Annotated in this window: 11 protein-coding genes; 1 reads left to right on the top strand and 10 read right to left on the bottom strand. The window is 68.2% G+C overall.

The window, feature by feature from the left end:
- The 4 genes from FRZ61_RS01380 to FRZ61_RS01365 form a co-directional block, all read right to left on the bottom strand.
- Positions 1 to 981: a P1 family peptidase gene (locus tag FRZ61_RS01380; protein WP_151114600.1), complete on the bottom strand. Its 981-nt coding sequence runs from the start codon at positions 979 to 981 to the stop codon at positions 1 to 3.
- Positions 982 to 1,056: 75 nt separating this feature from the next.
- A complete protein-coding gene (locus FRZ61_RS01375) occupies positions 1,057 to 1,434 on the bottom strand; it encodes a thiol-disulfide oxidoreductase DCC family protein (RefSeq protein WP_151114599.1) in 378 nt (125 codons plus the stop codon).
- Positions 1,435 to 1,462: 28 nt separating this feature from the next.
- Positions 1,463 to 1,990, bottom strand: coding sequence for an AAA family ATPase (locus FRZ61_RS01370; protein ID WP_225309052.1), 528 nt, complete (start codon positions 1,988 to 1,990; stop codon positions 1,463 to 1,465).
- Between the two features lie 4 nt (positions 1,991 to 1,994).
- Positions 1,995 to 2,252, bottom strand: coding sequence for a hypothetical protein (locus tag FRZ61_RS01365; protein WP_151114598.1), 258 nt, complete (start codon positions 2,250 to 2,252; stop codon positions 1,995 to 1,997).
- 165 nt (positions 2,253 to 2,417) lie between these two features.
- Between FRZ61_RS01365 and FRZ61_RS01360 the strand changes: the two genes are divergently transcribed.
- A complete protein-coding gene (locus tag FRZ61_RS01360) occupies positions 2,418 to 3,338 on the top strand; it encodes an SDR family oxidoreductase (protein WP_151114597.1) in 921 nt (306 codons plus the stop codon).
- 18 nt (positions 3,339 to 3,356) lie between these two features.
- On the opposite strand, the gene FRZ61_RS01355 is transcribed toward FRZ61_RS01360, so the two are convergent.
- From FRZ61_RS01355 to FRZ61_RS01330, 6 genes are all read right to left on the bottom strand, one after another.
- Positions 3,357 to 4,856 (bottom strand): sugar ABC transporter ATP-binding protein, encoded by a 1,500-nt coding sequence (locus FRZ61_RS01355; RefSeq protein WP_151114596.1) that lies wholly within the window; start codon positions 4,854 to 4,856, stop codon positions 3,357 to 3,359.
- 4 nt (positions 4,857 to 4,860) lie between these two features.
- On the bottom strand, positions 4,861 to 5,967 hold the full coding sequence (locus tag FRZ61_RS01350; RefSeq protein ID WP_225309051.1) for an SMP-30/gluconolactonase/LRE family protein: 1,107 nt from the start codon (positions 5,965 to 5,967) through the stop codon (positions 4,861 to 4,863).
- Positions 5,967 to 8,087: an ABC transporter permease gene (locus FRZ61_RS01345; protein ID WP_151114595.1), complete on the bottom strand. Its 2,121-nt coding sequence runs from the start codon at positions 8,085 to 8,087 to the stop codon at positions 5,967 to 5,969. Before FRZ61_RS01345 ends, FRZ61_RS01350 begins: the two co-directional genes overlap by 1 nt.
- A gap of 77 nt (positions 8,088 to 8,164) precedes the next feature.
- The gene (locus FRZ61_RS01340; protein WP_191909242.1) at positions 8,165 to 9,184 is read right to left on the bottom strand and encodes a sugar ABC transporter substrate-binding protein; all 1,020 of its coding nucleotides are present in this window, start codon (positions 9,182 to 9,184) and stop codon (positions 8,165 to 8,167) included.
- 100 nt (positions 9,185 to 9,284) lie between these two features.
- Positions 9,285 to 10,262, bottom strand: a complete 978-nt coding sequence (locus FRZ61_RS01335; RefSeq protein ID WP_225309050.1) for an ABC transporter permease — start codon at positions 10,260 to 10,262, stop codon at positions 9,285 to 9,287.
- 339 nt (positions 10,263 to 10,601) lie between these two features.
- Positions 10,602 to 11,711 carry an MBL fold metallo-hydrolase gene (locus FRZ61_RS01330; RefSeq protein WP_225309049.1) on the bottom strand — a complete coding sequence of 370 codons (1,110 nt, stop codon included), beginning with the start codon at positions 11,709 to 11,711 and terminating at the stop codon, positions 10,602 to 10,604.
- Positions 11,712 to 11,745: the final 34 nt, after the last annotated feature.

Here is an 11,745-nt window from a genome sequence, read left to right as displayed (position 1 = left end):
TCAACCCCTGGCCGCGAACACGCCGCGCGCGACCGCGCGGGCGAGGCAGTTGGCGGCCCGTTCGCCCAGCACGCTCAAGGTCAAGGCCCAAGGTTCCGCCAGCGGCCGCGCGCCGGTCGAGAGCGCGAACACAACATCGCCGTCGAAGAGCGTGTGGACCGGGCGGATCGCCCGCGACAGACCATCCTGCGCCATGATCGCCAGACGGCGGGCCTGGGCCGGGGTGAGCGCGACATTGGTGGCGACGACGGCGATCGTGGTGTTCTGGCGCAAGGCCGGGCTCGCCTTGGCGGCGCCCCAATCGTCGGGCGCCATCGGCCGGCGCGGATCGGGCCGCGCGCCACCGAACTCGCCGTCGATCTCGAACGGCCAGGCCCAGAACGCGTCGGAACCCGGCATGACGACCGAGCCCACCGCATTCACCGCCACCAGCGCACCGACGGCGATCCCGCTGTCATCGACCAGGCTCGTGGAGCCGATGCCGCCCTTGAGCGTGCCGGCCTTGGCGCCATAGCCGGCCCCGGCCACGCCGAGCTCGAACGCCCGATCCGCCGCCGCCAGCGCCTGGCGGCCGAGCTCGCCATAAGGCGGCCGGTCGCCCCAGTTCTTGTCGCCGCTGTTGGCGAGGTCGAACAGGATCGCGGCCGGCACGATCGGGGCGGGCTTCGCCCCCTCGCCGACCGAATAGCCCCGTCCCGCCGCCCCCAGCGCGGCGACGACGCCGTCCGCGGCGCCCAGGCCGTAGACCGAGCCGCCGGAGAGCACGAGCGCATCGACCGCCTCCACCAGCGTATCGGCCGCCAGCAGATCGGTCTCGCGCGTGCCGGGACCGCCGCCGCGCACATCGCAGGCGCAGACGGCGGGCCTGTCCGGCAGAACGACCGTGACGCCGGTGCGGACGCGCGCGTCGTGGGCCTGGCCGACCTTGAGCCCGCCGATATCGGTGATCAGGTTGCGGGGACCTGGACGAATTCCGGTCATTGTCCTATCGCCTGGAAGCCTCCCGATCGCGACGGCCGGCGAGGCGGAGAAGTGGCGTCACTCTAGCACGGCGCGCTACCAATGGCCCTTGCGCCGGTTCCAGCCATAGAGCCGGTCGGCGAAGCCGTCATAGGCGAAGCGCATGACCTGGCGCAGTACCGGCAGCCCCAGGAGCCAACCGAGCCAGGCCTCGCCCGGCGTCAGGCGCCAGATGGCGATGGCGCAGTCGGCACCGACCAGGAGCCGGTCCTGCGCATCGACGGCATGAAGCCGGCGCCGCACCTCTTCGAGGCCCGCGCCGAAGCGGGCCAGCGCCTCGGGCTCGAGATTGATGTCGCGGAATTCGATGATCCCCTTCTGCATCGCCGCCAGCAGCCGGCGCCGCTGTCGGGTGATGCCGGCGTTACAGACCGGGCATCGGGTGTTGTACCAGACAGTGAGCGGTGGCTGCATGGACTGCCGCGAGCTCGGGGATCATTCTTCAGGAGGAGAGATAGCGCCGTGCCTCGATCGCCGCGCAGACCCGGTCGACGGCTTCGTCCGGGCTCGCCGTCGCCGTGTCGATCACCAGATGCGGCTCCGGCCAGGGCTCGTACTCGCGGGCCAGCACCGCGGCCCAGCCGGGCGGAACGAGGCCGGGCACATCCACCACCCGGCCTTCGACGCGCCGGCGATGCTCCGCCTGGTCGGAGCAGAGCAGCTCGACCTCGAGGATCGGCGCCGCGGCGGCGACCGCCGCCGACCGCCAGGCCGCGCGCGTGATCGCCAGCGGATTGACGGCATCGGCCACGACCGCCTGCCCCAGCCGCAGGTTCGCCTCGGCCAGCGCGTAAGCCGCTGCATAGCCGGCGGGGCCGATATCGCCGGCGAGCCCATCCGCCTCGCGGATCGCCTGCTCGATCGTGTCGATCCGCAGATAGGTCGCGCGCTGCCGGCGGGCGACCTCGCGCGCGATCGTCGTCTTGCCGGTGCCCGGCAGCCCGCCGAAGACGATCAGCAGCGGCGGCAAGGGATCAGGGAGCGCCGCAATAGAAATAGGCGTTGCGCGGTCCGAGCCACGTGTCCTCCTCCGCATAGCGGTCGAAATGCGCCGTCGTGCTCTCCTTGCCGCAAATGCCGTCGGCCTGCGCCTGCAGGCTGTAGGCGTCGTCGGTCGCGGCCATGTGGTTGATCACGATCCCCTCCGTGGCGGAGCCGCTGACGGTCGGGCTGCTGCAGCCGGCCAGCGAGGAAGCGAGCAGGGCGGAAGCCAGGAAGGCGGTCAGGCGCATGGGCGATTCTCCATCGGTGATGACGAACAATAGCCTGATTTCCGCGGCTGTTGTCTGCCGCCGGCAGGTCCGTCCTGTTAGTCATTATACCCGTATAAAGTCGCCGATTTTCCCTGATAAGGCGCGGCACGACAATGGCGTCCTCTCAATCAGGAGGATTCCTTCATGCGTGTCTTCGTCACCGGCGCCACGGGCTTCGTCGGGTCTGCCGTCGTCAGCGAGCTGATCGCCGCCGGACACAGGGTGCTGGGCCTCGCCCGCTCGGACAAGGGCGCCGCGTCCCTGGCGGCGGCCGGGGCCGGGATTCATCGCGGGTCGCTCGAGGATCTCGAGAGCCTGCGCCGCGGCGCGGCCGCGGCGGACGGCGTGATCCACACCGCCTTCATCCACGACTTCTCGAGGTTCAAGGCCAATTGCGAGACGGACCGGGGCGTCATCGAGGCCCTCGGTTCCGCGCTCGCCGGCTCCGACCGTCCCTTGATCGTCACCTCCGGCACCGGCCTCGTGACGCCCGGCCGGCTGGCCACCGAAGAGGATCGGCCCGCTTCCGGCTCCGGCTCGCTGCCCCGCGTCGCGTCGGAAGAGGCGGCGGCCGCGGCGGCAGCGCGCGGCGTGCGCGTGTCGGTGGTGCGCCTGGCCCCCTCGGTCCATGGCGACGGCGATCACGGCTTCGTGCCCTTCCTCATCGACTTCGCGCGCGAGAAGGGTGTCTCGGCCTATGTCGGCGGAGGGCTCAATCGCTGGCCGGGCGTGCACCGGCTCGACGCCGCGCATCTCTACCGGCTGGCGCTCGAGAAGGGCGCTGCCGGCGCCTGCTATCACGGCGCCGCCGAGGAGGGCGTGCCGTTCCGGGAGATCGCCGGGGTCATCGGCCGCCGCCTGAACCTGCCGGTCGTGAGCCGGACGCCCGAGGAGGCCGCCCGCCATTTCGGCTGGTTCGCGCATTTCGCGGCGCTCGACAACCCGACCTCGAGCATGTGGACGCGGAAATCGCTGGGATGGGAGCCGAAGCGGCCCGGCCTCCTCGCCGATCTCGACCGGCCGCGCTATTTCGAGCCCGACGGCCGCCCCCGGCTCGGGACATGACGCGCACGGCCCCGTCGCTCAGTGCACCGCCGCATACATGATCTTCTCCTCGCCGGCGTTCTCGGGATTGAACTCCTCGACCACGCGGCCCTGCCGGGTGACGAGGATCCGATCCGACAAGCGGAGAATCTCCGGCAGGTAGGAGGAGATCATGATGATGGCGATGCCCTCGTCCGCCAGCCGGTTGATGAGCTGGTGGATCTCGGCGATCGCGCCGACATCGACGCCGCGGGTCGGCTCGTCGAAGATGATCAGCTTCGGCTTCTGCGCCAGGCTCTTGGCGATCACCACCTTCTGCTGGTTGCCGCCCGAGAGCTCGATGACACGGGCATCGCTGCTGATGGCCTTGACGTTGAGCGTCGTGCGCCATTGCTCGGACATCGCCATCATCTGCCGGTAGCTCAGGATCATCGAGGTGGGTTCCGCCGACGCCATCTTCCCGACATAGACGTTCTCGGCGATGGACATGGTCTCGAAGAAGCCTTCGACCTTGCGGTCCTCGGTGACATAGACGATGCGGTCGAGCACGGCGGGGCGCGGCGTGCGGTAGCGGATCGGCCGGCCCATCAGGTAGATCTCGCCGCCATGGATCAGGTCGCGCTTGACGACGCCGGCGATGACCTTGGCGGTCTCCGTCCGCCCCGACCCGATGAGGCCGAACATGCCGGTGACCTGGCCGGCATAGACCGAGAAGGTGTTGTTCTTCACCACGCCCGCGTAGGACAGGTTCTGGACGCTCAGCACCTTCTCGCCGCGCAGGCGGCCTTTGCGCACGGCCTGGGCGCCGCCATAGAGCTCGTCCGACAGCGCGCGGCCCACCATGGCCCGGACCAGCTTGTCGCGGTCGAGCTCGGCGGTGCTGGCGGTGAGGACGCACTCGCCGTCGCGCAGGACGGTGATCCGGTCGGAGATCGCCAGCGCCTCCTCCAGCGCATGCGAGATGAAGATGACCGAGACGCCGGCCGCCTTAAGGCGGCCGACCAGCGCGAAGAAATGATGCTTCTCCTCGGGCGTCAGGGTCGCCGTCGGCTCGTCGAAGATGATCAGGCGGGCCTTGTGATGCACGGCGCGGGCGGTCTCCACCATCATCCGCTGGGCGGCACCGAGGGTGGAGACGAGGCGGGCGGGATCGACCGAGAAGTTCAGCGACTGCAGGAACTGCTGTGCGCTGATATAGATGCCGCGCAGCCGGTTGAAGAAGGGCTCGTCGCCGAGATAGAGATTCTGCGCGACGGTCAGGGAGGGAACCAGGCTGGTTTCCTGAAAGACCATCGCCACGCCGCCCTGGAGCGCCTCGCGGGGCGTCGCAAAGACCGTCTCGCGGCCGTCGACCAGCATCCGGCCGGCGCTTCTCTGGACGGCGCCGGCGATGATCTTGGTCAGGGTCGATTTGCCCGCGCCATTCTCGCCGATCAGGGCGTGGACCTCCCCCTTGCGGATGTCGAAGTCCACCTTGTTGACGGCGAGCGCGCCCCGATACTCCTTGGTGATTCCGATGAGCTCGATCAGCTTGTCCATGGCTTCACCTCGACGGCTCGCTCGCGGGCAGGGACAGGACGAGACCGCCACCCTTGCTGGTGGCATAGACCGTGCCCTCCTGCTCGACGGCGCTGGTGACGCCATGGCGCCGGCCGTCGGCGCGGCTGTGATGGCTGGCGAGGATGGACAGGCCGGCGTCCAGCCGCACCAGCAGACCGTAGGACCGCGTGGGCGCCCAGGGCTTGCGGATGCCCATGGTCTTGATGCCGCCGCTCTGCATGGGCTCGAGGAAGCTTGCGCCGCTGGTGAGGCTGGGCGCCACCCAGTATTCCGTCGGGATCTCCGCGATCATCCGGCGCTTGAACTCCGGCTCGCGCAGGACGAACTCGATCAGCGAGCTGCGCGGCGCGAAGACCGCCAGCCAGTAGCCGCCCAGGGCCGACGGCGCCAGGCGCGACGGGTAGCCGGGGAGATGCTCGACGACCGCGCCGGCGATGCCGCCCTGGGGCGCGAGCTTGATCACGCGATGGCGCCAGCTCTCGCTGACCAGGATGCCGCCATCGCGATGCAGCGCGAGCCCGCTGGGAAAAGCCAGGCCGCTGGCGAGGCAGGTGGCGCTACGGCTTCCCAGCTCCAGCCGCCATACCGAGCCGCTGGCCCCGCGCTCGATCAGATCCCGGCACCAGTCGTCGGGCCCGCGCCCGGCGGCGCCCTGCGCGACGATCAGCGCGTCGCCGACGGCCAGCAAGGCGGTCGGACAGACACCCCTGTAATCGCCCCATTCGGCAATGACGGTGCCATCGCGTTTGCCGCCGGAGAGCAGGATCTCCCCGCCCGTCAGCCCGACCGCCATGCCGCCGTCGGGCAGCGCGGCGAGCGCGCTCACCGGCGCCTGATAGCGGGCGACGGTTCGGGCCGTGGCCTGCCGGAGGTCGAGTTCGCGCACGTCCGATCCGCTCGAGAACCGCAGGGCGCCATTGACCACAACCAGATTGTCGGGTGCCTCCGCCGCCAGCGCCACCGCCGCCTCTTCCAGATCGTTGTTCGGCATCAACGGCCCGTCCATGGGCGGAACCGTGACGGCATAAGCGCCCCGTCCCAGCCAGGCGTCGAACATTCCTCCCACGGCGCGGGCGACGAAGGAGGCCATCACCGGGTCCCCCAATAGCTCGCGACGCCGGTCCAATCCGGGTCGGCCCCGGGGATCCGGTATTTGCCGATGCGGTTGTTGAGGAGCCCGCCCAGATAGAGATGGCCCTGATGCTCGCGCATCGAGGTGATCATCGGGTGATTCTGGCCGCTCTGGTCCCACAGCGAGCCGAGCACCCGGCCGCTGTCGTCGAACTTCACCACGCAGCCCGTGTTGATGTTGGGGAACAGCAGCTCCTGGGCCGACACGCGGTGGGTCATGCGGCGGCGGAAACCCGGGAGCTGAAGCGCCAGATCCATCGAGGGGGTGCGCATGCCGACCAGCGCCAACCAGTAGGTGCCGTCCGACGCGCGGTTGATGTTGTCGGGATAGCCCGGCAGAGCCGGGATCAGGCGTTCCAGCGTGCCGGCCTTCGGCCCTTCCAGCCAGTAGCGGTTGATGCGGCAGCCCCAGGTCTCGCTGAACAGGATCGACTTCCCGTCATGCGCCAGGCAGACGCCGTTGGGGAAGACCAGGTTGCGCAGAACGGTATGGGTGCGCTGGTTGCGCGGGTCGTAGCAGACGATGCGGCCGTTGCCCCGCCCTTCCATCGCGTCATAGACCCAGTCCGCGGCCTCGTATCGCACGGTGGCTTCGCTGAAGAACACCCGGCCGTCCGGCGCGATGTCGAGATCGTCGGCGATCCGCAGGCGGGAATCGTCGATGATCGAGAAGCGGGTCCGGTTGGTCTCGTCGGTGAGCTTGAACACCTCCCGGTTCGGCCGCACCCCGTAGAGCCCCATGCCCCCGACGCAGATCAGCAGGTTCTCGTCCTTGTCGAAGGCGAGACCGAGCGGCCAGCCGCCCACATGCGCGAACAGCTCCATGGTGCGGTGGTCGGGGCCGGGGAATCGCATGATGTCGCCCTGCCGCGTGCCGCAATAGAGATTCCCGGCGCGGTCGAAGATGACGTCTTCCGGTCCCTCCACCTGGCCCAGGCCGATCAGGTCGACATCCTTGAGCTTGTCGTTGAGGGCGAAGGGCGAATCCGAGCCGATCGCGGTCGAGGGGCTGGGCGGCAGCGCCAGATAGGCGGGCGACAGATAGACCTTGGCCAGGAGCTTGTGCCGGTTCTTCAGCCAGCGGACATCGACCGCGATCGCCAGCAGCAGGATGAATCCCAGCGCGATCGAGCTGGCGCCGCTCTGCAGGCCGAGCTGCACCAGGCCGTTGGTGACGGTGAGCACGATGATCGCGCCCATGATCGCCTTGGCGACGGAGCCGCGGCCGCCGCCCAGGCTGTTGCCGCCGAGCACGGCCGCCGTTAGCGCCATGATCTCCATGCCGACGCCCGTGTCGGAACCGGCGCTGCCCAGGCGCGCGGCATAGAGAGCGCCGGCGACGCCGCACAGGGCGCCCGAGGCGACATAGGTGAGGCAGATGGTGCGGCGCACGCTGATGCCGACATTGTAGGCCGACTTGCGCGAGCCGCCGATCGCCATGATGTGCCAGCCGGGCCGGGTGCGGCTGAGGAAGATATGGGCGCCGATGCCGAACAGGATCGCGGCCCAGAAGCTGACGGGGATATAGAGGATGATGCCGTCCGCCAGGAAGTCGCGCAGCGGCGAGTCCGGCACGTTCATCACGATGTCGACGCTGTAGCGCAGCAGCAGCCAGTCGACCAGGGAGCGGACGATGATCAGGGTCGCCAGCGTCGTCAGGAAGGCGCGCAGGCGCAGATAGCCGATCAGCCAACCATTGAGCAGACCGATCAGGGCGCAGACCAGGATCGCCGCCGGAGCCGCCAGCCAGGCCGGCCAGCCGGCGACGTTCATCAGCACCAGCATCGTGAAATTGCCGAGCGCGAAGTTGGATCCGACGCTCAGATCGATGCCACCCGCGATCATCACCACCGCCATCGCGTAGGTGACGAAGGTGAACTCGCCCAGCTGCTTGGCCGCGACCGTCAGGTTTCCCAGCGACAGGAAATCCGGGATCAGGGAGCTGAAGACCAGGAGGGAGGCGAGCAGCGCCAGGAACGGGATCGTGTTGTCGATCCAGTTCTTCGAGAGGATCTCGCCAAGAAGGTGATCCGGCACGTATTTGTAGCGCAATCTCGCTGCCGTTTCGCGCAACGACATCCTTCATGCCTCCCGGGAGAGAAAATGCGTCGGCGGCACGGACGGGGTCGTCGCCGTCCGTGCCGCCCGAGGCTCGCTCAGTTGGTCTTGTAGTCCTTCAGGCTCCAGCAGGTATCCGGCCGCATCGTCTCCTTCGACGCCGTCACGAGCGGCGTGTAGAGGATCTGCTTGTCGGCGCCGGCGGGCTGCTTCGCCAGCAGGACCTTCTCGACGGATTTGGCGATGTCGTCCGACTGGGTGCGCACGTCGGAGATGTCGATCACCGTGAAGGTCCCGTTGGAGACGTTGTCGCAGGCCGACTGCTCGCCGCCGCCCGCCGTGACCAGGGTCACCTGGTCCTGCTTGCCGGCCTCGCGGATGGCCGCCCCCGAACCCATGGCCGCGCCGTCCCAGAAATCGATGACGCCGCAGAGATCGGGATGCTGCTTCAGCACCGTGTCGGTGATGGCGCGGGACTTCGAGGCGTCCCAGTCGCCGGCCTGGTTGGACACCACCTCGATCTCCGGATGCTTGGAGAGGACGTTGTTGATGCCCTGCATGCGCTCGATCGAGGCCGCCGCCGTCAGCACGCCCTGGACGATGGCGATCTTGTTGGACGAGCCCTTGCCGCCGCCGCACTTGGCGACCATGAGATTGGCATCGGATTCGCCGATCTCGACGAAGTTGCCGCCGACGAAGGCGTCGGTATGGGCGGCCGACTGCATGTTGACCTGGACGACATAGATGCCGGCATCCTGGGCCTTCTTCAGGAGCCGGGCGTAGGACTGGACGTCCGGGTTATGGACGACCAGCACGTCGACCTTGTTCGCGATCAGCGTCGAGATGGCCTGGGCGCCGGCATCGGTGCTCCAGTTGGGATCGCGGATGACCCAGTTGATGCCCAGTGGCTCGAGCTGCTTCCTCGTCATGGCGCTCCAGCCCTCGGTGAGGTCGAAGCCCATGGACAGGGGAACGAAGGCGACGGTCTTGCCCTTCAGCATCGCCAGCTGCTCGGGCGTGAGGCCGCTGTCGTCGGCTGCCGCGCGGCTGATGCCGTGGGAAAGATCGCCGGCCAGGGCCAGCATTCCCAAGAGCAGCATGGTGATCAATCGCTTCATGTGTTTCCTCCTCCTCTTCGCATGCTCCGGCATGCTTCTTGTTGTCTCTGGTCGGAACGGCCGAATGGAACGCCGGCGGATAGCCCCGGCCGGGAGCGGGTCAGATGTCTCCCTGCTGCGCGACCTGCTCGTCGCGCGGGTTCAGGAAGCTGTCGACGACCAGCGCCACCAGCAGGATCGTGCTCTTGATCACGTTCTGCGCCGTGTACTGCACGTCGAGGATCGTCATCCCGTTGAGCAGCACACCGATCAGGAGCGTGCCCACGATGACGTTGCGGATGCCGCCTTTGCCGCCGCTCAAGCCCACGCCGCCCAGAACGACCACCAGGATGACGTCATAGATCAGGGTGGAATTGACGATCCGGGTGTTCATGCTCGCGACCGACGCGGCGGTGATGATGCCGGCGGCGAAGCCGATCAGCGACGAGGCCACGTATTGCAGGACGATCAGGGGCCGGACCGGGATCCCGGTGATCCGCGCCGCCACGAGATTGTCGCCTTGCGCGTAGATGAACTTCCCGATCTTGGTGTAGCGCAGGCCGAGGCTGGCGACCGCCGCGATGGCGACGAAATAGAGGACCGGCGTGGGGATGTCGAAAACCTGCACCGCGCCGAAGATCTTCATCCAGCCGGCGTTCTCGGGAACATAGACGATGTCGAGATCGATCAGCTTGAAGCGGCCGATGCCGTAGATCAGGGTGCCCATCGCCAGCGTCGCGAACAGCGCGGGGATCTCGACATAGGCGATGAGGACGCCGGCGACGATCCCGATCGCGATCGCGAAGGCGATGCCGATCAGCATCGGGATCACCGCCCCCTGCATGCTGGCGATCAGCGACAGGGTCCAGGCCACGCTGATCGCCATGGTCGCCACCAGCGACAGGTTGATGCCGCGGCCGATGACCACAAGCGCCATGCCGATGCCGAGGATGCCCAGCACCGACACGCCGCGCACCAGCGACAGCAGGTTGGCCGCCGAGGCGAACCCGTCGACGAACAGCGCGAAGGCCGCGAACAGCAGCGCCGCCAGGATGAAGACGATCCGTTCCTGGGACAGGGCGCCGAATCCGAAATTCACGGACCGTAGGCTCGGAAAGGAACCGGTCTTGTTCCCTTGACTCATGATCGCGTGCCCCCTGGACGGCCGGCGTCAGCCCGTTCGAAGTTTGCCCGACATCACGATCCGTCTCCGGGGAGGTGCGGCATCGTCCGCACGGGATCGCGTCTGTCGCGCGAATTCCTCGATTGATTCTGTCTCGTCAATTTTGTGACGGGCTGGGTCTTATTTCTGACTTTATGTTCAATTGAATTCGGTGAAGTGTCAATGGTCCTTTCTTGGTCGGCGATTGGTTTCCGCGAGGCGCCGGATAATCCGTGGCACCGGTGCGGGAACCATGCCGCATCGTCTCGGCCGCCGTCACGCCCGGCGGAAACGGGTGACCCCCGACGCATCGGTTTCGCGCACCAGTTGGCCGCCCGCCCACAGATGGTTGAGATGGGCCAGGGCTTCGCCGAGGGCGAAGAACACGGTGTGGCGGTCGAGCGGCCGGCGGAACAGGACCTTGACCAGATCGGCGGCCGTCGCCGGCCGCTCGCACGCGGCCAGGGTCTGATCGAGACGGTCGCGATGATGGCCGGCCAGGGCCTCGAGCCGCCGATGCAGGCCGATGAACGGCCGTCCATGAGAGGGCAGCACCAGCGTATCCGGCGGCAGCGCCTGGAAGCGGCTCATCGAGGCGAGGTAGAGCGCCAGGTTGTCGGCCTCGGGCTCGCTGCTCCAGACGCTGATATTCGGGCTGATCTTCGGCAGGATCTGGTCGGCGGAGATCAGCAGCTTTTCCGCCGGGCACCAGAGCGTGGCCAGCTCCGGCGCATGGCCCTCGCCGACGATGACATGCCAGGCGCGACCGCCCAGGGTGAGCGTCTGGCCGTGCTGCAGGCGTCGCACTTGCAACGGCACCTGCCCGACGCTCTTGGCATAGGGATTGCCGGCCTGCGCCACCATCCCCAGCAGCCCGTCGTCGGCGCCGGCGCTGCGATAGAAGGGCAAGGCGCCTCGGACATAATCCGCGTCGCTGGTCAGGCTGAGGCTGCGGGCCAGGAGCCAGTCGGTCAGCGTGGCATCGAGGGTGATGCCGAAACGGTCGCAGAGCCAGCCGGCCGAGCCCATATGGTCGGGATGGTAGTGGGTGGCCAGCAGGCGGCGGATCGGCCGCCCGCCCATCGGCCCGGCGAAAACCTGCTCCCAGACTTCGCGGGTCTCGGCAGTGCCGATGCCGGTATCCACGACGGTCCAGCCGTCGCTCTCCTCGATCAGCCAAAGATTGATGTGGTCGAGCGCCAGGTTGCGGGGCAGCGGCATGCGCAGCCACAGGATGCCGGGCGCGATCGCGAGCGTCCGGGCGAAGTCCGGCGTCTCGGGAATGGGGTAGGACAATTCCGCCGGCGGCGGCGCGCCGGCGCCGCCATCCGCCGGAAGCCTGCCGGTCGGCTGTTGTCCCGGCAATGAGCGGGCGATCTCGGTCACGCTGCTGGTCCTCATGGCACCGAAGGGGGCCGCG

This window comes from Hypericibacter adhaerens (assembly GCF_008728835.1).
In the GTDB taxonomy this organism is placed as follows: domain Bacteria; phylum Pseudomonadota; class Alphaproteobacteria; order Dongiales; family Dongiaceae; genus Hypericibacter; species Hypericibacter adhaerens.
The sequence above is the reverse complement of the archived record's forward strand: the minus strand, read 5'-3'. Positions and strand labels throughout refer to the sequence as shown.

Coding starts and splice junctions, on each gene's coding strand:
- FRZ61_RS01380 (WP_151114600.1), bottom strand. CDS start 981: ATGACCGGAATTCGTCCAGGTCCCCGCAACCTGATCACCGATATCGGC.
- FRZ61_RS01375 (WP_151114599.1), bottom strand. CDS start 1,434: ATGCAGCCACCGCTCACTGTCTGGTACAACACCCGATGCCCGGTCTGT.
- FRZ61_RS01365 (WP_151114598.1), bottom strand. CDS start 2,252: ATGCGCCTGACCGCCTTCCTGGCTTCCGCCCTGCTCGCTTCCTCGCTG.
- FRZ61_RS01360 (WP_151114597.1), top strand. CDS start 2,418: ATGCGTGTCTTCGTCACCGGCGCCACGGGCTTCGTCGGGTCTGCCGTC.
- FRZ61_RS01355 (WP_151114596.1), bottom strand. CDS start 4,856: ATGGACAAGCTGATCGAGCTCATCGGAATCACCAAGGAGTATCGGGGC.
- FRZ61_RS01350 (WP_225309051.1), bottom strand. CDS start 5,967: ATGGCCTCCTTCGTCGCCCGCGCCGTGGGAGGAATGTTCGACGCCTGG.
- FRZ61_RS01345 (WP_151114595.1), bottom strand. CDS start 8,087: ATGTCGTTGCGCGAAACGGCAGCGAGATTGCGCTACAAATACGTGCCG.
- FRZ61_RS01340 (WP_191909242.1), bottom strand. CDS start 9,184: ATGAAGCGATTGATCACCATGCTGCTCTTGGGAATGCTGGCCCTGGCC.